General features: G+C 45.9%; 23 protein-coding genes. 11 read left to right on the forward strand and 12 right to left on the reverse strand.

All coding sequences use genetic code 11. The features are described 5' to 3' along the window. Nucleotides 1–109 precede the first annotated feature (109 nt). A complete protein-coding gene (locus tag RID09_RS17590; RefSeq protein WP_446337225.1) occupies nucleotides 110–409 on the forward strand; it encodes a ferredoxin in 300 nt (99 codons plus the stop codon). 259 nt (nucleotides 410–668) lie between these two features. Here RID09_RS17590 and RID09_RS17595 read toward each other — a convergent pair whose 3' ends face one another. From RID09_RS17595 to grxC, 4 genes are all read right to left on the reverse strand, one after another. Further along, the gene (locus RID09_RS17595) at nucleotides 669–926 is read right to left on the reverse strand and encodes a hypothetical protein (protein ID WP_446337226.1); all 258 of its coding nucleotides are present in this window, start codon (nucleotides 924–926) and stop codon (nucleotides 669–671) included. 769 nt (nucleotides 927–1,695) lie between these two features. Continuing rightward, complete coding sequence (locus RID09_RS17600) at nucleotides 1,696–2,802, reverse strand: Gfo/Idh/MocA family protein (protein WP_446337227.1); 1,107 nt, start codon at nucleotides 2,800–2,802, stop codon at nucleotides 1,696–1,698. 91 nt (nucleotides 2,803–2,893) lie between these two features. Beyond that, nucleotides 2,894–3,868, reverse strand: coding sequence for a glutathione synthase (gene gshB, locus RID09_RS17605; protein WP_446337228.1), 975 nt, complete (start codon nucleotides 3,866–3,868; stop codon nucleotides 2,894–2,896). A gap of 227 nt (nucleotides 3,869–4,095) precedes the next feature. Continuing rightward, nucleotides 4,096–4,374, reverse strand: coding sequence for a glutaredoxin 3 (gene grxC, locus RID09_RS17610; RefSeq protein ID WP_446337229.1), 279 nt, complete (start codon nucleotides 4,372–4,374; stop codon nucleotides 4,096–4,098). 794 nt (nucleotides 4,375–5,168) lie between these two features. On the opposite strand from grxC, the gene RID09_RS17615 reads away from it, so the two are divergent. From RID09_RS17615 to RID09_RS17635, 5 genes are all read left to right on the forward strand, one after another. Continuing rightward, entirely contained in the window at nucleotides 5,169–6,071 is a 903-nt protein-coding gene (locus tag RID09_RS17615) for an MBL fold metallo-hydrolase (protein WP_446337230.1), read from the forward strand. A 134-nt stretch (nucleotides 6,072–6,205) separates the two neighbouring features. Continuing rightward, nucleotides 6,206–7,183: a bifunctional riboflavin kinase/FAD synthetase gene (locus RID09_RS17620; protein ID WP_446337231.1), complete on the forward strand. Its 978-nt coding sequence runs from the start codon at nucleotides 6,206–6,208 to the stop codon at nucleotides 7,181–7,183. Between the two features lie 17 nt (nucleotides 7,184–7,200). Next, complete coding sequence (locus tag RID09_RS17625; protein ID WP_446337232.1) at nucleotides 7,201–8,109, forward strand: AAA family ATPase; 909 nt, start codon at nucleotides 7,201–7,203, stop codon at nucleotides 8,107–8,109. A gap of 367 nt (nucleotides 8,110–8,476) precedes the next feature. Beyond that, nucleotides 8,477–9,334, forward strand: a complete 858-nt coding sequence (locus tag RID09_RS17630; RefSeq protein WP_446337233.1) for a Uma2 family endonuclease — start codon at nucleotides 8,477–8,479, stop codon at nucleotides 9,332–9,334. Between the two features lie 24 nt (nucleotides 9,335–9,358). Next, nucleotides 9,359–9,901: a cytochrome C gene (locus RID09_RS17635; RefSeq protein ID WP_446337234.1), complete on the forward strand. Its 543-nt coding sequence runs from the start codon at nucleotides 9,359–9,361 to the stop codon at nucleotides 9,899–9,901. A 111-nt stretch (nucleotides 9,902–10,012) separates the two neighbouring features. Here RID09_RS17635 and RID09_RS17640 read toward each other — a convergent pair whose 3' ends face one another. Both RID09_RS17640 and RID09_RS17645 read right to left on the reverse strand, forming a co-directional pair. Next, on the reverse strand, nucleotides 10,013–11,518 hold the full coding sequence (locus RID09_RS17640) for an N-6 DNA methylase (RefSeq protein ID WP_446337235.1): 1,506 nt from the start codon (nucleotides 11,516–11,518) through the stop codon (nucleotides 10,013–10,015). Continuing rightward, entirely contained in the window at nucleotides 11,515–12,117 is a 603-nt protein-coding gene (locus tag RID09_RS17645) for a restriction endonuclease subunit S (RefSeq protein ID WP_446337255.1), read from the reverse strand. Before RID09_RS17645 ends, RID09_RS17640 begins: the two co-directional genes overlap by 4 nt. Before the next feature lie 14 nt (nucleotides 12,118–12,131). Here RID09_RS17645 and RID09_RS17650 point away from each other — a divergent pair, with 14 nt between their 5' ends. Then, complete coding sequence (locus RID09_RS17650; protein ID WP_446337236.1) at nucleotides 12,132–12,935, forward strand: HEAT repeat domain-containing protein; 804 nt, start codon at nucleotides 12,132–12,134, stop codon at nucleotides 12,933–12,935. A gap of 38 nt (nucleotides 12,936–12,973) precedes the next feature. On the opposite strand, the gene RID09_RS17655 is transcribed toward RID09_RS17650, so the two are convergent. The 3 genes from RID09_RS17655 to infC all read right to left on the reverse strand — a co-directional run bounded on the left by RID09_RS17655 (nucleotide 12,974) and on the right by infC (nucleotide 17,277). Further along, entirely contained in the window at nucleotides 12,974–13,456 is a 483-nt protein-coding gene (locus RID09_RS17655; protein ID WP_446337237.1) for a Crp/Fnr family transcriptional regulator, read from the reverse strand. 181 nt (nucleotides 13,457–13,637) lie between these two features. Next, on the reverse strand, nucleotides 13,638–16,652 hold the full coding sequence (locus RID09_RS17660; protein ID WP_446337238.1) for a HEAT repeat domain-containing protein: 3,015 nt from the start codon (nucleotides 16,650–16,652) through the stop codon (nucleotides 13,638–13,640). Between the two features lie 97 nt (nucleotides 16,653–16,749). After that, nucleotides 16,750–17,277 (reverse strand): translation initiation factor IF-3, encoded by a 528-nt coding sequence (infC, locus tag RID09_RS17665; protein WP_446337239.1) that lies wholly within the window; start codon nucleotides 17,275–17,277, stop codon nucleotides 16,750–16,752. 282 nt (nucleotides 17,278–17,559) lie between these two features. Here infC and RID09_RS17670 point away from each other — a divergent pair, with 282 nt between their 5' ends. The 4 genes from RID09_RS17670 (at nucleotide 17,560) to RID09_RS17685 (ending at nucleotide 20,074) form a co-directional block, all read left to right on the forward strand. After that, entirely contained in the window at nucleotides 17,560–18,465 is a 906-nt protein-coding gene (locus RID09_RS17670; protein WP_446337240.1) for an alpha/beta fold hydrolase, read from the forward strand. 205 nt (nucleotides 18,466–18,670) lie between these two features. Beyond that, a complete protein-coding gene (locus tag RID09_RS17675; RefSeq protein WP_446337241.1) occupies nucleotides 18,671–18,856 on the forward strand; it encodes a PCP reductase family protein in 186 nt (61 codons plus the stop codon). 62 nt (nucleotides 18,857–18,918) lie between these two features. Continuing rightward, complete coding sequence (locus RID09_RS17680; protein WP_446337242.1) at nucleotides 18,919–19,620, forward strand: response regulator transcription factor; 702 nt, start codon at nucleotides 18,919–18,921, stop codon at nucleotides 19,618–19,620. A 202-nt stretch (nucleotides 19,621–19,822) separates the two neighbouring features. Then, complete coding sequence (locus RID09_RS17685) at nucleotides 19,823–20,074, forward strand: DUF6761 family protein (RefSeq protein ID WP_446337243.1); 252 nt, start codon at nucleotides 19,823–19,825, stop codon at nucleotides 20,072–20,074. 242 nt (nucleotides 20,075–20,316) lie between these two features. Here the strand turns inward: RID09_RS17685 and grxD are convergent, their stop codons facing one another. Genes grxD through RID09_RS17700 form a run of 3 tightly spaced genes read right to left on the reverse strand, consistent with a single transcriptional unit; the run spans nucleotide 20,317 to nucleotide 21,617 of the window. After that, entirely contained in the window at nucleotides 20,317–20,640 is a 324-nt protein-coding gene (grxD, locus tag RID09_RS17690) for a Grx4 family monothiol glutaredoxin (RefSeq protein ID WP_446337244.1), read from the reverse strand. A 53-nt stretch (nucleotides 20,641–20,693) separates the two neighbouring features. After that, the gene (locus RID09_RS17695; RefSeq protein WP_446337256.1) at nucleotides 20,694–20,954 is read right to left on the reverse strand and encodes a BolA family protein; all 261 of its coding nucleotides are present in this window, start codon (nucleotides 20,952–20,954) and stop codon (nucleotides 20,694–20,696) included. Nucleotides 20,955–20,990: 36 nt separating this feature from the next. After that, nucleotides 20,991–21,617, reverse strand: coding sequence for a hypothetical protein (locus RID09_RS17700; protein WP_446337245.1), 627 nt, complete (start codon nucleotides 21,615–21,617; stop codon nucleotides 20,991–20,993). Between the last annotated feature and the right edge of the window lie 110 nt (nucleotides 21,618–21,727).

The raw sequence follows: 21,727 nt of genomic DNA on the forward strand, positions 1-21,727 counted from the left end.
GTAGTATCAGAAGTAACGCAGAAAAGTCGCCAATCGGCGTGTGCTAGTTGGGTCAGTATACTACAGCACAATTGATTCTGCTGTTTCAAACTAAGAGAGAGGAACACAAATGGCAACTTACAAGGTCACTTTAAAGAACGAAACTGAAGGCTTGAATAGTACCATAGAAGTACCCGATGACGAGTACATTCTCGACGTGGCAGAAGAGCAGGGTATTGATTTACCCTATTCCTGCCGTGCTGGTGCCTGTTCTACCTGTGCTGGTAAACTCGTTAGTGGCGAAATCGATCAGTCTGACCAGTCTTTCTTAGATGACGATCAGATTGAAGCTGGATATATTTTGACCTGTGTAGCTTATCCTAAATCTGACTGCACCATCACCACTCACCAAGAAGAAGAACTGTACTAATTCCGTCCAAATTTCTCAGGCGCTAACTCACGCGCCTAATCCGTCAATAAGTCTGCTAACTATCTTAGTAGGGAAAGCAGGAACACCGTTTTTTGTGTTCCTGCTTTAAGTGTATAGAGGAAGACGTCGCTCTCCCATACCTGACGTGAGAATAACCTGAGAATAAAAACTCATTTCTTCGCCCAAAGCAAGACTATGGTTAAGCTGTTGAGAGACCAAAATAGCTCTAACCATCCACCAATGAATGCTCAAAAATAACCTACCCTTCCAGTTGTAACTGTGTTTCTGTTCTGGGATGAGGTATTCCCTGAGGAATTGGTAACTCTAAACTTCTCGGTGACTTATTTCTTAACTGCTGGAGTTGTTTTCGACTCGCTTTGTCTTTGTTGATAAAACGATTATTGAGAGTTTGGATGTCCTGGAATTCACTTTCGGCGGAAGTAAATAACCACTTACCATCTGAGTCAAACTCAAACATCGAGGTTAAATGACATTGAGTAGGATGACTGTATCGCATGCATCCGCCCTCAGAAGACTTAGCATCGAAAAAAGGGCATTGAATTTGGGAACACGCATTCATAGTAGGCTGTGACATAGGTGAATTTTTCTTCAACCTCAACAGGCACGGAAATTAAGGCATTTCATTCTTACCTTAGCATTATTAGACTACTTTAAGGTTGTTTGGGTTCCTAAACCCTTAATTCTCTGACTATAGATATCCCCGGGCAACTCAATCGATTAAATGCTTATTCCATAAAGCTTTCATGTAAATCCCCATGGAGGGGTAGGCTTTCTGATGGCTTGTAATGTTTTGTATTCATGGAATATTCACAGAGTTTCACGTTTGTCTTTACTCATACTTTAAACAACTGCTCGCAACCAATTATTCTTTTAATCAATTAAATTAAAACGCCTCAATTATTCTCTCAATCTATCAAATTACTTGGGAGATTTTGATGCCGAAATAAAAATATTACTCATTATCTTTTGAAAACATAAATACCTGAAATAATGTAACAAAAACGACAAAATATTTTCCATTATAGTCAAGGGCGGGTTGTGTTGAGCAGTTATCGGTGAAAATCTTCTGTGAGTGGCTCGTACCCGCCCCTAAAATGAATGTCACACTCTTTAAGGTCTCAACTAAAGAAGTCTACTCTATTCTTTGAGAACGCTGACGCTCCTAGGCTACGGCTCGCTTGGCTAACGTCGCGATCGCTTGCCTCGTCACACGAACGGGCTAAAAGCTCGCGTCCCGTTGCAACTGAGATCTTTGCCTTTTTGTATTAAGCTAAAAAACTGGATAAACTAGGTACATCTACCCAATTTCTATGTTGATCAGATTGATGGGTTAAATCCATTAGTAATTGCGAATAGACTCCTTCTCGCAGCGAAGGAATAATGGGTTCACCTGTATCAATGCTTTGTACCCACTGATCCACAACCCGAATGAAGGGCGCTAAACGTCCATCAGGGTAAACTTGGGGAAATGCTAGTCGTTTGGGAATGTCCACTTGTGTCAGCGATTCACCAGCCGGTGCTGCCCAAAGATGAAATCCATGGACATAATCGTCTTGATTAGAACTGCCCAAAATCAACGTCCCGCGATCGCCATAGACTTCGACAAAATGCCCCCGTCCATTATAGGTAACAGAACTGAGGCAAAGTTGGCAGGGTGTACCATCGGCTAATTCCAGCATCAGCAGACAAGTATCATCGGCGTCCACAGGTTTCAGCTTCCCCCCTTCACTCGGATCAGGGCGTTCTGGAATTGCCGTACTCCTGAAGGCGCACAACCGACGCACCGAGCCAAAAAGCCAATTAATGTAATCAAAAGCGTGAGAACCCACAGCGCCTAATGCACCTCCGCCCTTCTCTTTTTGGGCGTACCAGTTCCAAACCCGCTGCGCGTCGGCTCGACTGGAGACTAACCAGTCAATTTTAATCAGACGCTTTTGACCAACATAGCCAGATTCTAAGTATTCTGCCAAGAGTTGCCATGCTGGAACAAAGCGAAATTCAAAATCTGGCATCGCCACAACCCCTTGCTTATTGGCAAGGTGATAGAGATCTCGCGTCTCGGTGGCACAGAGGGTCATCGGTTTTTCCAATAACAGATGTTTTCTGGCTTGCAACACCTGCTGCGCCATTTGGTAGTGGAGAAAGGGTGGGGTCGAAATGCTCACGGCTTGAACCTCTGGCATCGCGAGTATATCCTCTAGGCGTGAGCACCCTTGGGGAATGTTGTGAGATTCAGCCACCGCCCTGGCTTTATCCAGGTTAGGATTATAAACCGCTACCACCTTTGTGCGGGGGTAAATTTGAAAACCTGGGATATGAATTTTCTGTCCAAATCCAGTCCCGATTACAGCAACTCCAATTTGATTTGTCATTTGTTATTCGTCATTCGTCATTCGTTATTTGTCATTAGACAGGCAACAGGGAACAGGCGAGAGTCAATTTCGAGGCATAGCTTATACCTCATCATTCATGAGTTAGTTTTCTTTGTTCAACCCAGGCAATCACGTCTTTGCCTAAGCAAGTGCCATTAAGTTGGTCAATCTCGCGGATACCTGTGGGACTGGTAACGTTGACCTCGGTGAGATAGCCACCAATCACATCAATCCCTACAAAATACAAGCCATCTTGTTGTAACTTTGGCTTGAGTAAAGCGCAAATTTTTTGCTCTTGGGGTGTAATTTCTGTCGCCGCCACTCGACCCCCAACCGCCATGTTGCCACGAAATTCGCTACCCGTGGGAATGCGATTGACTGCCCCAAGGGGGTCACCATTGAGGAGGATGATCCGCTTATCTCCCTCTTTGGCAGCCGGAAGATAGGTTTGCACCATGACGGGTTCATGCCCCCATTTGGTGCTAATTTCGACTAGGGAATTCAAGTTGCGATCGCCTGCTTCTAGAAACAGAATCCCTTCCCCTGCTTTACCACCTAAGGGTTTAAGCACGGCTGCTCCTTTTTTTGCGACGAATTTCTGGATGGTCAACTTATCCTGGCTAACAATGGTTTCAGGAATCACCTCTTTAAATTGCAGAGCGTACATTTTCTCGTTTGCCCGTCGCAAACCCGTCGGTGTATTAATGAGCTGAGTCTTTTTGGGGTTGATGTAGTCAAGAATGTACGTCGCATAGAGGTAGGGAATGGTTACGGGGGGGTCAGTCCGCATAAACACGGCATCCATCTCCTCCAAAGGAAAGGAGACAGTATCCGAGATCGCGTACCAGCGTTCGCTGACTACCCAACGCCCCTCAACGAGTTCGGCTGGGGTTAGCTGCACCTTCTCTAGATTTGCCCAAGCTTGATTATTGACAACCGTTAGCTTTTGAGCCTGAGTAACCCAAACTTCATGACCCAAGGCTTGGGCAGCTTCCATGAGTGCCACACTCGTATCATGACTGGGATTGAGCTTTGAGATCGGGTCAATGATAAACGCAAATTTCACGCGGGGAATCCTACCTCAGTTGTTAAGTTGCGGCTAATCGTAACATCTTGTTGATTGGGGAAGTGCGAGAGTTTTGACCCTTCGCTTCGCGTATGGCATGGTTTATGGGGGCGGGTTTAGCCACTTTCGTCTTGCTGGTGATGATCACTTTTATTCCAAACCTACCCTGAGTATTCCAGACGTAGTATGCTACCTCTGGAACACTTCTTCCCCATCTCCCCTATCAATCAATGACTCGCCCCTGCTCCATTTTGCAGTAAGGTATCTAGTTCACCTTGCATTTCTAACTCATAAAGGTCGTCGCAACCACCAATATGCTGGTCATTGATAAAAATTTGTGGCAGAGAACGGCGTCCATTTGCCCGTTGTGCCATCTGCTCTCGTGCCCGTTCATCGCCATCGATACAATATTCGTCAAAGTTAACACCCTTTTCCTTGAGCAGTGCTTTAGCCCTTATACAGAAAGGGCAGCGGCTCCAAGTATAGATTTCGACCTTGGGTTCCATGATCTTTTCTCAACGTCAGCAACATTTCTTGAATTTTAGCTTTCTTCGCCGGAAACCCCACGCTCACCCGCCCCACCGATTCACCCGTTACAATTGATGGATAAGGTAAGCTATTTTTATCTTGCCCCTGTAGACCTTTGGGGATGACCGACCCATACCAATCAATCTTAAATAATTCATTCAACGCTCAACGTGAGCTAAAAAGTGATCAAAATCACATATTGGTGTTGCCGCAAATGCCAGACAGAGTTTAGCCAAACTTGTTAGGCTGTGGAAAACAGTAGGTATAACCAGAGGTAAAGCGTCTCCAAGCTGATGCTAATCTGTGAGGAACTAGCATCAGATGTAGTAGCTAGACCCCTTAACCCTAGAAGTAACTGGATCGCTTTGTGCAACTACCTCAAAAAAAACCATTACTGCTTTGCGAGCCTCGAATGATGAGCGGTGTGAGCAACTCGAAAACGTCAGGCAAGGATTTATCGCGAGTGCGAATAAATTCTCTGGCGGTCAATTCCGCAGGCGTTGAATGTTACTTGACGCCCCTAAGCTCATCCATCCACAATCAAAACAACTGGTTCAAACCAGCTTGAACAAAAAACTCCTAAACCACCATGACTATTCTATTTCAATCCCCAAGGGAGTTTTTTGGGGTTACCTACCGCTCAAGGATGGGTTGATGATTACTCCAGGTCGGTGGAGATGTTAAGACTGTGAGAATTGGATGAAAAAGACTCCTCATCAACCTGAGCAAACGTTACATACAGACTGCCTGAAAAAGCCTGCAAGGAAAAATTATGTCTAGTCAGCACAACGGATTCACAATTCACTTTTGGGGCGTTAGAGGAAGTATTGCCTGTCCGGGTCCAGAAACAGTTCGCTATGGCGGGAATACTCCTTGTGTGGAAATGCGAGTGGGTAGGGAACGGTTAATTTTTGATGGGGGTACGGGCTTGCGGGTGTTGGGACAGTCCATGTTGTCACAACTACCAGTAGAGGCTCATCTGTTTTTTACTCACTCCCACTGGGATCACATTCAAGGTTTTCCGTTCTTTGTTCCCGCGTTTATCAAAAGCAATCGTTTCTGTATCTATGGAGCCATCGCACCGAATGGTTCCACGATTAAGCAACGCCTCACTGACCAAATGCTCCACCCCAATTTTCCCGTCCCTTTACAAGTCATGCAAGCTGATTTGCAGTTCTATGACTTGGAGGTTGGCGAAACCGTTGAGCTTGGAGAGATTACCGTCGAAAATACCCTGCTCAACCATCCCGGTGAAGCTGTGGGATATCGGGTGAATTGGCGGGGACATGCAGCCGCCTACATTACCGATACCGAACACCGAGGTAGTGGTTTAGATCAAAATATCTTAAAACTGATTCAGAATGCGGATGTGCTGATTTACGACGCCACCTACACGGATACCGAATATTATTCTCCGGCAACCAGCAAAGTGGGTTGGGGACATTCGACTTGGCAAGAAGGCATCAAGTTAGCCAAAGCCGCTAACGTGAAAACTTTGGTCATTTTTCACCACGATCCCTTACACAACGATGATTTCTTGGATCGAATTGGCGAAGAAGCCATTCAACACTTTCGCAATACCGTCATGGCTCGTGAAGGTTTATCCATTTCTCTGGTGGAGTCGGCTATTTCCGAGCCAGTACCCCTGCAACAAGAGGCAAAAGCTTCTGTTTAATAACATTTCCTACCTTATCTCTCCTACCAGATACCCGACTTCTTGAATACGACGTCGGGTATTTAATCTAACTTGAACCTAAAGAATTAGTCAAGATCTAGCCACGACTCATTGAATGTGTAAAAATGTAAAGCGTGTGGGTTACTTCTTCTCTTGCCACTGCTTTAACACCAACTGCTGTTGCCCTAGGAAACTTTGACGGCATTCACCGAGGGCATCAACAGGTTATTCAGCCTATTTTGCAGTACTCTAGCCTTTTACCCCATGAGTCTGAACCGATAAATCCCCAGGAGAGGGTTGATCGGGAAGGAGAGCATATTTATCCGACTTTGGCAACCTTTTATCCCCATCCCCGTGAATTTTTTTCCGGTCAACCGTGGAAGCTATTGACTCCAAAACCTGAAAAAGTAGACCAGTTAAAGCGCTTGGGCATTGAACAACTGGTGCTGCTGCCATTTGACCGTGAATTGGCGGCATTAAGTCCAGAAAAATTCGTGGACAAGATTTTAATTGAGCAATTGCGAGCCACCCATGTCAGCGTCGGAGAAGACTTTCGCTTCGGATATCGCCGGACTGGAACAGCGAAGGACTTGCAGGCGATCGCAGCCACTTATGGGGTTCAGGTTAGTATTGTTACCATCCAAACCTGTCAAGGTGAACGGATCAGCAGTTCCTTAATTCGCCAATCCCTTGAGGCAGGAGATATCCTCAAAGCTAATCGCTTATTGGGTCGTCCTTACAGCATTAAGGGTCAAGTTGTCAAAGGGCAGCAACTAGGCAGAACCCTGGGATTTCCCACCGCCAATCTGGAATGGTTCCCCGACAAGTTTTTACCCCGCAACGGGGTTTACTGTGTGCGCGTCAGTAGTACCTCATTCCCTGACCAATGGGGGGTGATGAATATTGGAGAACGTCCTACCGTCAAAGGAACCTGCTTGACAGTTGAGATTCACCTGCTAAATTGGTCTGGTGATTTATACGGACAGACCATAACAGTGAGCCTAGAGCAGTTTTTGCGACCTGAACAAACGTTTGCCTCCCTAGATGACCTCAGGAAGCAAATTCAGGCTGACTGTGCGGCGACGATAACTTTTTTTGAAACCCAGCAATAGGGAATGGGGGAGCGGTAATGAGAGAACGGATTGAGCAACTTAAAGAAAATCTGGCTCGGACAATTGTGGGTAAAGCTGATACCATTCGTTTAGTCTTGGTTGCTTTGCTCTGTGGCGGTCACGTTTTGTTAGAGGATGTGCCTGGAGTCGGTAAAACTCTGCTGGCAAAATCCTTAGCACGTTCTATTGATGGGCGATTCCAGCGAATTCAATGTACCCCTGACCTTTTACCTGCGGATATAACTGGGACAAATATCTGGAATCCCAGTAGCCGTGAATTTGAATTTCTCGCAGGTCCAGTTTTTACCAATATTCTACTGACAGATGAAATTAACCGGGCAACCCCGCGCACACAGTCAGCCTTACTGGAGGTGATGGAAGAACGGCAGGTTACTGTGGATGGGGTATCTCGCAACGTTCCCCAACCTTTTTTTGTGATTGCCACTCAAAATCCGATTGAGTATCATGGCACGTTTCCCTTGCCAGAGGCGCAAATGGATCGGTTTACCCTATCCTTATCCTTGGGTTATCCGACGCCTGAGGAAGAACTGCAAATGCTGCAACTGCATCAGGGGGGGATGGTGCTTTCGGATCTTAAACCCTGTATTTCAACCGAGGACGTTTTGGAGTTACAGCGTCTTTGTCAGCAGGTGCAAGTTGAACGGGAGTTACAGCAGTACATTCTCAACTTGGTACGGGCATCTCGTGAAGCGGAAGACGTGGTGTTGGGAGTTAGTCCACGGGGGACTTTGGCATTACAACGGGCGGCACAAGCTTTTGCATTTTTGGAGGGGCGAAATTATGCGATTCCCGATGATGTGAAGATGCTGGCACCTCATGTTCTGTCCCATCGTCTCATGGCAGTAGGGGGGCGACAGGCAAAGCCGATTGTTGAACAGTTATTGCGTTCGGTGGCAATTCCTTAAGAGGATATGGGTAGAGACGTTCCGACAGAACGTCTCTACAAAGTTAATAGATAGTCATTGACTTCTCCCCCGGTTAAAACGCGGGGGATTCTAAGAGGATACTACGGGACGAACTAAAGCCGCGTCCCTTCGTTTTGCTCGTCTTCTTAGAGTTCCAGAGAAAAACCCTGGATGGCGCAGTCAAAAACGCCCTACTGACCTTGGCTAGGTCAAGACCTAACTGTATCTCTACTTATGGTTATATTATATCACTTAAGAATGTTATTGCGGGATAAATCCCGCTGTCTTTACGACTTGCTCGGTTTCATCCCTCGGATAAATCACGAGGGAGCCTGCACCATCGCTTATGACGTAATTTTCTAAACCTATGTTTCCGATGAAATACCCTGTTCCTCAAAGTGATCCACCCAAATCGCCGAGGGAAACCTTGCCGACGATGTATGATTTGCCTAGTGAAAATCCGGAGGAACCTGGTTTGCCTGATGAGTTCCATGATTGGCAGGCACAATTGTTGAGCCTAACGTTCTGTCCGCCCTATTATCCGGCGGCGGAGGTGTTTTGTGCCAGTGACATGAACCTTTACTATGATGTACGTCATGCTCTGTGGTACAAACGACCTGATTGGTTTGGTGTGGTGGGTGTACCCCGATTGTATGATCAAGTCGATATGCGCCTGTCTTACGTCGTTTGGCAAGAGGGTGTCAATCCGTTTGTCGTGGTGGAGTTACTGTCTCCTGGGACAGAAAAAGAAGATTTAGGGGAATTAGAAGCGGACGGGTTGCCAGATGAGCCAAGTTCGCTGGAGGGTAATGGACAAGCGATTGAGTCTCAGTCTACTCAGACTCAATCTAAGGACAAACCGCCGCGAAAATGGCAGGTTTATGAACAGATTTTACGGATTCCTTACTATATCGTTTTTAGCCGTTATACTAATCAGCTCCGCGTCTTTAAACTAGAGGGGGCGTGTTACCAAGAATTAGAGTTACCCGAATCGCGAGTATGGATGAAGGAGTTAGGGCTAGGTTTGGGATTATGGCAGGGTGAGTTCCAAGGCATTGAACGGTTGTGGTTACGTTGGTATGATGCTGAAGGAAACTGGATTCTGACTGAGGCAGAACAAGAGCGACAGCGAGCTGAGGAGGCAGAATCTAAGTTAGAATCATTGCTTCGGCGACTGCGGGAATCCGGAATTGACCCTGATACATTTTTGGAAGGTGAGCAATAACAAATGACAAATGACGAATGACGAATGACAAAATATAATCTGCGATCGCAAGTCATTTTATTTGGGCTGGTACTGGTTTGGAGTATCCTCATCGGTGGCGGTATGGCAGGGGTTTTAAAGGCAGCAGAACCACCTAAACCCCCGAATTCAGAAACACTGGTGGCAATTAACACCATTGACCCCATTCCAGAGCGCTATCAGACGGGGTTAAAACTCTACCTAGAAAACTGTGGTAGTTGTCATGTTGCTTTACCGCCAGAAGTCCTGCCAACCCAAACCTGGCAAACGCTGCTATTGGAACCCGAACAGCATTATGGGCAAAAGTTAGAGCAGATTCCGCGCCCGTTTATCTTTATTGTCTGGAATTATTTACGCACCTTTTCTCGTCCTTTAGGGGAAGATGAGCAAACGCCCTATCGTGTAACTGAATCACGGTATTTTAAAGCACTTCATCCTCGTGTTGATTTACCTCCGACGTTGACGGCGGCTGGGTGCATCAGTTGTCATCCCGGAGCAAGAGATTATGACTATCGGCGTTTAACCCCAGAATGGGACGATTCACCGTAGGAATGAGGGATGAGGAAAGAGTTGTTGTATTTTACATGGATGCTTGTTCAGGGAAAACCGTGTCCAAGCTATGTAAAAATACCTCTCAGATTTCTACTCTTTGTTGTTAAGTTATATCTCTACCCCTAGTTCGCGTATAAATTCATTTATCTTACTTTCAGTTTCAGCAAGTTCAGCATCTAATTTAAGAAGCTTCTTACCCAGATGTTTAATCTCAGCATCAAAATTAATCACAACTTCTAAGGGTAGCACATAGCGGCTGATATTGAGAGTGTAGTCATTGGCAGCTATTTCGTCAACGGAAACAACTTGGGAGTACTCTTCTTCATCTCGAAAGTCTCGGTATACGGTAACGATATGGTCAAGCTCTTGGTCGCTTAAATTATTTTTATGTCTATCCTTTTGAAATTCATTTTTGGCATCAACAAATAATATTTTGCCTTTACGGTTTGCTGATTTATTTCGGTTGAAAATCAAAATGGAACAAGGAATACTAGTGCTATAAAATAAGTTGGGGGCAAGACCAATAACCGCTTCGATCAAGTCATCTTCAATAATTCCTCTGCGGATTGAGCCTTCAGAGCCTCCACGGGATAGTACCCCAGGCGCTACTACTATCCCTGCCCGACCCGTGCTGTTCAGCGTGAACAGGATATGCTGAATGAAAGCAAAATCACCACTGCTTTTGGGGGGAATTCCATAATAAAAACGTTCGTCAAAAAATTTAGCATTTTCATAGCCCCAGTTTTTAATATTGAACGGAGGATTAGCAATTACTCGATCAAATTGCATCAACTTCCCATGCTGTATCAGTTGAGGCTCGTTGATAACATCTCCTAGGCGGATATCAAACTCAAAAATGTCGTGCAACAGTAGATTGATTTTGGCAATGACCCAGGTTTCATAATTTGCCTCTTGCCCGTAGAGAAATAGGTTATTAGGATTATCTTTCTGCTGCTTTAGTTGACTTACACATTCGACTAGCAAACCCGCCGTGCCACACACTGGATCACAAATGCTCATTTTTTCTTGTGGTTCAAGCAAGCGGACTAATAATTTTTTTACCTGACTTGGAGTATAAAACTCTCCACCTCTGTTTCCTGCATCAGCAGCATATTTTTCTATCAGATGTTCACAAACTTCACCTAATGCTCCTTTTTTAAGGTTACTGTTACGAAAGTTTATTTTTGAAAGATGATGAATTAAGCCAACCAAATAGTAGGATGCATCCCTAGAATTTCTGGCGGTATTTTTCTTAAAAGCATCTTCAAAGTCAACACTAGTAAAAACTCCTTCAAGTTTTGAGTTGTAACCTTCAATTTTGCGAGCAACTTCATTAAGTTTATTGCCAATATCATATCCATTTAGATGCTGTAAGTAAGACCAGCGTGAATTCTTAGGAACGAAAAAGCGATGTATACTCGGTTCGTTCCAAGCTAAGTCATGATCAGCCGTTTCTCGTTCAATTCTCTCAGCCTCTTCTTCAAATACATCAGACAACCGCTTAAGGAGTAATAGTCTAAACAAATACTTCTTGTAGTCACGAACGTCAAAAGCGCTGCGTAGGAGATGAGTAGCACCCTCAATTGCGCGTTCTAAATCTTCCATTTCAATCATGACTGTCTTCCTAAAATTTTAGAGAGGATAAATTCCGTTTGCTTTTGCCGAGTCTCTATTTTTTCTAAGGTTATTCGATTGGCGCGTTCGGTGGATAGAAAAAGTTGAGCTAGTTTATCCTGAGTTGCCAAGTCAGGTAGCGGAATTTTGAGCTTGCGTAGTTGAGTGAGCTTGATCAATTGCGTACCAGTAGATGATGCGTAATATTTTTCAAGTGATTGTGCAAGCCATTCTGAACGCATCACCACTGCTAAGTACACAGGATTAACTTTCTCCTGCCTAAGACGCAAGACAGCTAGGTTTTGACCTGCTACACTACCTTGTAATTGCTCTGTAACTACTGAAGCCTTTAACGGCGTACCTCGTATCGCAATGACCACATCACCAGTATTGAGCTTATGTTTATACAGGTTAGGTACGCTAAGCTGTTCTACGCTGAGGTCTTCCGTAACGTATAGCTGCTCAAGATTGCGTAAATTAACAATTCGTTCAGGTGAACCTTTCTCATCTCGGTAGCGGCTGAGCGCAATCCCTTGGAATATCTCTGCCAGACTATTGAGAAGTACATACGTATTACTTGTCCCTAAGTGTGTCCTAATAGGTTGTCATTGAGATGGTTCAGCCGACGCTTAAGACATGGATAGAAGATTGTGCTTCCGATGATCCGTCACGGCAAGCAGAAGCTTTGATTGAGCTAGTGGATGCTCAAGCTTATGTGGCTGCACCGCAAATCGTAACGTTACTCACTGCTGCTGATCCGGCGATTCGCTCTACGGCGGCTTACGCTTTGGGTTATCTGGGAATACAGGAACCAGAAACAATTGGTTCTACCTTAGTAAACTTACTTTACGATCCAGAAGTAATTGTTAGATCTGAAGTGGTTGAGGCACTGGGAGGGCTTCGTTATAAACCTGCGATCGCACGTATTCAGCATACTTTACGAAATGATCCTGAGCCACTGGTTCGGGCTTCAGCGGCTGAAGCATTGGGAGATATAGGGGATGAACAAGCTTTAACAGCCCTAGAAGATGCCCTAAAGGATGCTGATGAGGCTGTGCGAGCTTATGCGGCTAACTCCATCGGACTTTTAGGTACAGCGCAACTTTTACCTAAACTTGAAGTATATCTGAAATCTGAACCTTCTGTGGGAGTACAAGCCGAATTACTCGGAGCGATGTATCGGCTGGGCGCGGTAGAAGCCTTAAGTCAGCTCTTAAATTTGTTGGATAAAGCTGATGAAGATTTGGCAACCTGTATTCTGAATCTTTTAACGGATTTAACGGAACGCAAAATCCCCTCAACGCTGATAGAGAACGCCTCTGAGATTCGCCAGTCATTATCCGCGATCGCACAACGTTTTCCCCTGCTGCGTTATCAAGCTGAAGAAATTGGCGAACAGTTAGCAACTGGAGTTTAGACGATAAAACATTGACTCAAGGGATGTTAAATAGGTAACTAGCCACTCAAATTACTGCTGGTTTTACTAAAATCGGACGCTGGATGCTTGACTTCGTAAGCATTCAACTTATTATTCAGTTCTCGGATGCGGCGGGAGAGTAAGCGGATAATATTAATGGCAATTCCTGGGGTCTCATCAATGGCGTCATACAATTGCAGTTGAGTCAGCATCAGACATTCGCAAGTTTCCAGCGTCGTCACTGAGGCGGAACGCGGTTCAGCATCAAAGAGTGACATCTCGCCAAAACAAGCACCTTGCCTCAGATAAGCCAAGTCGCGATCGCCAATGTGAACCCGCACGGAACCGGACACCACAATATAAAGCGATCGCCCTTCTTCCCCTTGGGTAACAATCGTATGGTCACTCGGAAATGATAACTCATCCATAACCGAAGCAACGCGCACCAGAAAATCGTCCCGCAATTCCTGAAAAATGGGGACGCCCCTGACAAAAAGTAAACGCTCAACGCTGGTTAACATGGGATTAGCGGGTAGCTGCTGAGGATTGGTGCTAAGTATAGCTGAACCAAGCTCTAGTTTACTTTATCCCACATTGACGGATAATAAAGGATTTAAGGGAACTGAACACACCAATCTGCAAGATATCCCTGAAAATTAAGCCAATAACCCCTTAATAAACCCTTTCCTAACGACTGCTCCATCAGCTCACTAGACCAAATTCGTTACTCATCTGTTGAGCTACCGCCGCCACTAACCGATCGGAATCATGTTTGAGCATCGGTAGTAATTCGATACAAGAACGGGGCGATGCAGCTTTCAAATAAGTTAAAACCGCTTCCCGGACAAAACCCGTGGGATGACGCAGACAGACTAACGTCGCTTCCGGTGTCAAACTCACATGAGCCGCCCGAGCCAAATGGAAACAACAAGCCAGTGTCCAATCTGAGAGAAAATGACGAAAATCAATCAATTGTCGCACGCGATCGCTGGGATTCATCGGTTGATAAGAAACTAGCTCCTGCACACATTCCAGCTTTTCGCCAAAGGAACGGCGATCAAACAGAGCTAAAAAGGCTTGCTTTTGGGGAATATCTATGGTATTATCCAGTATCTCCAGTCCCATAGCAATATTGGAGCGGGACTCCGATTCCAGATTAAAAGATGCCGCTTGAATCGCACCGACTGGATAAAGAAACTTCATCAGCAAAAAACAATTCTCCAGCAGATCCTTTTGCTGATCGTTTAACGCCCGCCGCAGCAAATCTGCCTCCTGTCCACTGATCAGTTCTGGCTTCAAATCCACCAGTGCGGCGTAAATCTGACCCAAAAACAGCAGTTCTTGCTCAATTAACGTCTCAATACCACTACGTCCCAACCGATCAAGTACCGCATCGATTCCTTGCTCATTGGGAATTTTCAGTAAGCTGCGGAGGATATTACGGCGGCTGATCCCCCAACTCGTCATTAACTGTTGCACCAAATGATTCAGGGCATCGGATGTGCCAATTTCAGCCAAAGCACTCCAAGCTTGTACCCGAACTAAATCAGGTTTATGGATATCTTCTGCCAACTCCAGCAGCAACGGAATCGCTTCATCACCCAGACGCACCAACGCCATGCGAGCAGCTTCACGAGTCGATTTGTAATACAGCCCCCGTACTAGCGACGGATAGAACTCGTCCAAATGGGTTGCCGCAATCACCTCTAATAAAGCGCAACGGACGCGCAACGACTCATCTTTTAATAGATAGGGAATATAAACTCTCAAGGCTTGCAAATACTCTGCCTCTCCCAACGCTCGCGTTCCCATCACCCGTTCTCGTTCCCGTTTTGACATCACCATTCGCCGCAGGATATCTGTCGCTTCCGCTTTCTCTTGTGGGGTTCCCCGACGCAAGATAATCGCGGCGGCTGTGGCTCGCACCATAGGATCAACTGTCCCATGGAGATACGGTTTAATCGTATTAATATCCAATTCGGGTTGAGTCAGCCAAACATAGCGCAGCGCCAACGCCAAAACTTCTGGCGGCGGTTTTTGCTCAATCAAGACTTGCACATCCTGACAATAGGCTGGATTGGGATACTCCAACATCGTCTCTAGACTTTGACACTGGAGTGCAATTGAAAGGCGAGGCAAAAGGGGAGCCAGAACCTCACCCACATTTGTGGGGTCAATCTGGGATAACAGTTGAATGCAAGAGCGTTTATCGGCTTCAGTACCTGGTTGTTCCAGGGTTTCTATCACCGTTCGCTTGAATGCATTTAAGTCAACATCAGAAAACCCTAAGCGTCCTTGTTCAGCGCTATCAACCAACAAGGTGACGTAACTTGATCGCATGGACCAAGCACTCAGCAACCAGATCAGGGAGAAAAATACAATGGCAAGAATAAACATACCACTCTGCCATTGCTGAATTTGAGCTTCCGGTTGTCCAGGAAATACATGATGCAACAGCCAGATCCCAGCGAGCATACTAATGCCCGTAATACCCGTGGTTATGGGTTCAGCAATCCCCTGAACCCTGGTTTGCAAGCTATTACGAATTCCTTCGGGTATCGGTTGAAACAGGAACGGTTCAATTCCGGCAATTAAGGTATAGCGCAGGAGTTCGTCAATAAACCGCAGGAAAATTAGACCGACAAAGAGTCCGGTTACAAATCCTGGGATGGTAATCACTGAACCCAATAGCTTAAGGATCACATCCAGCAAACCACTCAATGTGATTAATCCCATAATCGCTAACGACGCGGGTAGCATCATTGCGGCGACAAAAACTCCCAGACGTTCAACCGCGCGACTGGATAGGAACCACTGAGAGGTGAGTTCAAATATCCCGACAATCCCACTGAACAAACCCAAGAACCCGGCAATCTCTGAGGCTTCTAAATTTGCCTCTAATTGACCGAGATACTGGAACTCTACCAACAGATAGAGGGCTTCGCCGAGAATAAAAAAGGCAAATAACGGAACAATATAGCGTTGTAGATGTCCCGTGGTGCGGCGGACAACAAATTCCTGACCATCCTCTTCCCAGTCCCGTGTGGGTAAGTTAGGAAAGGCTTGCTGGTAGCGTTGGGTTAAATAAAACAACGTGCCAGCACCAACTATCATCATCAACGCCGCCACCACGAGAACGTTTTGAATTGTGCCGACAACGAACAGCAGCAGGGGTAAAGAAAAGCCGGAGATCACATCGGCAACTAAAAGTCCCGACGAGACAATCGGATAGGTGCGCTTAATTTCCCGGATATTGAATAATTGATTCGCGGCAACTTGAGAGTTGAGATCGTTGAGAACTTCGACTGCATCCATCCACAGTCGCAACAGAAAAACAGTACCCAAGGCGATTAAACCGTTTAAATAGCCAATGCCTAGGGTCAACCGAAAGATCAACAAGGGTATGCCTGTCAGGAACGCGACTGTGACTAAGACACCCCTCATGGGAACCCGCTCTTGTAACCAAGAGTATAAGACGCCTAGTCCAGAAACTATCACGGAGCTGGCGATATAAATTACGGGTAACCACCTCGCACCGTACTCATCCAAGAACAGTGCTGTCGCACTATACTCGAACCAAAGCAGCCCAACTGAGGTAGCGGTGTAGAAGGCGAACATCAAAAAAGTGCGCTCGCCTTCTTCCGGGCGAAGATTAACCCATTCTAGGATTCGCCGTACCCATTCATTTTGAATGCGAGTACGAGTTTGTAGTTTCATTTGGCAGTTTTTCCTTAGTCGTTAGTCCTGAGTCATTAGTATTGAGTCCATCGTGGCTAACCCATGACTAGTGACTAATGACCAATGAACCCAATTCTTATTTTTTGGGAGAGAGTAGCATCATCATATTACGACCTTCACGTTTAGGGGCTTGCTGAACTTCGGCAACGTCCTGCAAATCCATTGCCATGCGCTTGAGCAAGTCTTCGGCTAAGTTGGCGTGCTGAATTTCTCTCCCCCGAAAGGTAATCGTGGCTTTAACTTTGTCTCCTGATTTCAGAAAGCGCTCAGCCGCGTTAACACGCACTTGGTAGTCATGATCATCAATCTTATAGCGCATCTTGACTTCTTTAACGTCCGCCGTGTGTTGCTTCTTGCGAGCTTCTCGGGCTTTCTTCTCCTGTTCAAATTTGTATTTGCCGTAGTCCACGATGCGGCACACTGGCGGATCTGCCTTATCGCTAACCAATACCAGATCCAACTCTTTTTCCTCGGCGATGCGTAAAGCCTCTTGAGGAGCAATGATTCCTAGCTGTGTGCCATCTGTATCAATCGCACGAATCTTAGGATAACGGATTCGGTCGTTGATTTGGGGTAGATCGCGTTGGCGTCTTCTATCACTCACGGGCGTCTGCTTGAATTTCTAGTTGTTAAGGGTTTGATAAAAAGCAAGCTGATTTTACTTGCCATTCTACTGAGTCTGATCCGGTTTCTGTCCATCTTTTTAACTTAACTTCCAAAATGCCGGGGGATTGGAGAGAAACCCTTCTAGGAGGTGGAATATGTGAGACGTTTGTTAGTCCTCATTTTTCCTAGGCTATGGGGCATCGGCTGTAGAGAGTAGCATCCAGAAACCACTACAATAATAGGTGAGGATTTGTAAACGTTTTTGAAGTTGAGGCAGGTTGTGAACCCATCCGTATCGTGGCAGCAACGAGTCGGTAGTCAGCGAGATTGGGTTTGGCAAGGTTGGCAGACTCGTTACACCTATATTCGTCCACCGCACTCCCACTCAAGGCTGGCTCCTCCAGTCCTGATGCTGCACGGATTTGGTACTTCAATCGGACATTGGCGTCACAACTTACCTGTACTGGGTCAACACTACCCGGTTTATGCACTGGATCTGTTGGGGTTTGGTGGTTCGCGTAAAGCTTGGACAACATATACGATTGACTTGTGGGTCAATCAAGTTTATGAATTCTGGCAAACCTTGATACAACACCCCATGGTGTTAGTGGGTAACTCGATCGGTTCACTGGTGGCTCTGAGCGCCGCTGCAACTCACCCGGAGATGGTCAAGGGACTCATCTTGATTAATTTGCCGGATTTTTCCCTACGAGAAGAGGCGCTTCCGGGTTGGCTGCGACCTGTTGTATCAACGGTTGAGGGTCTAGTCGCGTCTCCTGTGGTTCTCCAAAGTCTGTTTTATTTGCTGCGACGCCCATCAATTGTCCAGAAATGGGCAGGACTCGCCTATTACAACCCCAGCGCTATTGATGCAGAATTAGTGGAGATTCTCACGCAGCCTGCTCGCGATCGCGGTGCGGCGGCTACATTTAGTGCGTTGTTTAAAGCGATGACCTCTTCTAAATTTGGTCCTCCTATCAAATCAGTTTTACCGACTTTGGATATTCCTTTGCTGTTAATTTGGGGACGTCAAGACCGGATGATCCCTCCCCAGTTAGCCCAACAGTTTGCCGATCTCAACCCTAATGTGAAGTTAATTGAGTTAGATCAGGCGGGTCATTGTCCTCACGATGAATGCCCAGAACAGGTAAATCAGATTCTACTCGACTGGTTAGCTGGGATTTAGGAAGTTTTGACCTTTCACTTCGCCCATAGAGCATAGCGCGTGAGTGAACTCCTAATACTGCTCGCAGCGAACTCTAATTTAATTTTTTCTCCCAGACACGCCATGACACATCTCTACCTTGCTTTCCCAGATTCCCCTGCTCCCCCTACTTCTCTGGGTTAAGATCGAAGCGGAATGAGAAAAGTCTCCCGCTTTCCTTGAACTTATGAACAGCGCTGATTTTACAGATACCTTAGATTGGACACCTGAAGCTAAAGCGAAACTCAAAAAAATACCTTATTTTGTACGTACTCAAGCTCGACAACGGATTGAGCATTTAGCTCGTGAGGCTGATTTGGGTGTCGTTACAGTAGAAATTGTCGAGCAAGCTAGGGTTGAGTTTGGTCAATAGGAAGTGACTTGTAGTCGCTAGATGTCTCAACTATTATATAAGCTTGTATTGCAGTTACTCCCATGCCATTGATAATCCTGGTTGTAGATGACAACCTAGGTACTCGTCTTTCTGTGAGCGATTACCTGGAAATGTCAGGCTATTCAGTTGTAACGGCAGAGGATGGTCAAGAGGCTCTGTCTCTGATTGATAAGTATCATCCTCACTTAATCGTGACCGATATCAATATGCCGAAATTGAATGGCTATGAACTTGTGCAACAAGTTCGGAAACGACCAGCTTTCCGCTTGTTACCTGTGGTTTTTTTAACTGAGCGCAGTAGTACTGAGGAGCGGATTAAGGGTTATCAGTTAGGATGCGATCTGTATTTGCCCAAACCCTTTGAAATGAAGGAATTGAGTGCCGTAATTCGCAATTTGCTGGAACGTTCTCAGATGATGCAAGCCGAATTGCGATTCTCTTCCACTGAGATAGGACAATCACCCCCACCGACACAGATTCAGGAGGCTATGCCCAAATCCGAATCAACTCCCCGTGCGATCGCCTCCCTCACTTCCCCGCCCAATGTACTACATCTGACTCAGCGGGAACAACAGGTTCTAGAATTACTGACCACAGGGTTATCGAATAGCGAAATTGGTAGCCAGCTACACCTGAGTCCTCGGACGATTGAAAAATACGTTAGCTCTCTCCTGAGAAAAACAGAAACTAGCAACCGAGCCGAAATTGTGCGTTTTGCCCTGGAAAATCATTTAGTGGATTGACTCAAAAGCTTTTTTGTGGTAGGAAAATTTATCCTGATTTACGATGGGAATCATTGAATTCTGTCAATCAGAAGACCACATTACCCACTGACATAAGGCACAATAGTAGTAAGGGCTGGCTAGAGTTGCTAGCGATCAATTTGGAGGAATTGACACTTAGCAACTCTAAAGCTAAAATACCGAATTCACACCGCTTTAGACTATGCTTCAGGACACTCGAACCATACGTTACTATCAGCAACTTACAGATGCTCTAGTTTTTATGTGGAACCGGGGATATCGCTTTGATGACCTACGGTTGTATATTGATGGCTATCTTGATGCTCTTCGACATAGTAACGCTATTGAAGTTTATTTAATTCATCGCTTGGAGGAAGATGCTGTTCGTTATCTGCGCGATCCCTCGAACTTTGAAGCCGTACCCTTACCAGAACCTGAAACGGATTACTATTAAAAATAAATAAGGTACTTAGGTGTGGGCGCAAGCCTTCATCCGTGGCAACTTAAGCCACGACGCTTACCAATTCTCGTTTCCAGCAATTCAAGGGAAGCAGAGCCTCAACAGAGGTATTCCCTTTTGAGATCTGGAAACGAGAGCTTCCCGGCTCGCCCTGCTTTTCAGCATAGACTGAAAAAGCCTGCTTAAGCAGGCTTTTTGGTTTATTTGGTGCTAATTATCTTGAAACGTGTAAAATGTCAAGATGCCAGTGCTACTTCGACCATTTGCTGTAATTCGCCGTTCTGATAAAGCTCGATCATCACATCTGAGCCACCAATGAACTCGCCGTTGACGTAAACTTGCGGAATCGTGGGCCAGTTGGAATATTCCTTAATGCTTTGACGCACTTCCGGATCATCGAGAACATTCACCGTTTCGTAGGAAACACCTAAGGTATTCAGGATTTGGACGACATTGTTGGAAAAACCGCATTGAGGCATCAGTTTGGTGCCTTTCATAAACACCACGATTTTCTCTTGGTTAACGAGCTGGTCAATCCGTTCTTTAACTGCTGGCGTCATAGCTTTGCTGAAATGTCTTGTGTAGTTTTATATGGGTCTAGTGTAGCGAGAGTTTATACAGCCTGACTGGTAGCTTGCCAAGATTCAGGGGTGTAGGTTTTCAGCGCTAGAGCGTGAATGGCTTCGCTTGCCATTGCTTGTTGGAGAGCGCCATAAACAAGCTGGTGCTGTTTGACCAAGCTTTTGCCTTCAAACTGGGAGGATACAACAATCGCTTGCAGATGATCACCGCCGCCCGTTAAGTCTTGCACCTGTACCTGAGCATCGGGAAGTTCTGCTTTGATCATTGCCTCAACTTGCTCTGGACTAATCATACCCACTCCATTATTCTTCAACTTTCCACTATTAATTTAACGTTCTGGAGTCGCCGATGATGTCGGTTCACTATTGCCAGAGGGGGGAAAGGGAGAACCGACGAATCCCAATTCAAAAAGCTGTTGGTAGGCTTTTTTGCCCAAATCGCGGGTGGGATTCTGAGAGCGAATGATCTGAATCAGTAAGGGAACCGCCAATTCCGGTTGATTTTGGACGCGATGCACCAACGCCAATTGATAGGTGGCTTCATCCCGCATTTCTGCCGTTTGCAGCGCGTTTTGCCGATGCTCGTTGAAAATCCGGTTATCGATACCCGAGAAACTTTCAGCCAACTGCTGATAGAAATTTGATAATTGGTTAAAAACCTGACGCGCCTGCTGGAGTTTTTGAGCGGCTAACGTATAGTCTTGAGATTCAACAGCTTGATTCGCCTCTGTCATTAAGCGCACGCCCCCCTGTAAACTCAGAAGACTATCCTCCTGCGTTAAAGGTCGTAGATTACTGGGATCATCTGGCTCAGGCTGCATTTGGCTGACCTCTTCTGGAAGCGCAGCCGCTTGAGTTTGAGCGTGGGCGGGTAGTAATAGCGCCACACTCGTCGTGAAGGGAAAGGCAACAAGGCAGGTAAAGCCAAGGCTATGAATCGTTCCAGAAGAGAGCATGTAAAAAATAGGGAAGGTATTTTAGAGACAAACACAGAAACCTTCGGGTATCTTACCATCGCCAGATGCGGCAAGGGGAGTCCCATTTCAATCGCCAGACTTGGGGGCAA

It is taken from the genome of Coleofasciculus sp. G1-WW12-02 (genome assembly GCF_040219735.1).
In the GTDB taxonomy this organism is placed as follows: domain Bacteria; phylum Cyanobacteriota; class Cyanobacteriia; order Cyanobacteriales; family Coleofasciculaceae; genus Coleofasciculus.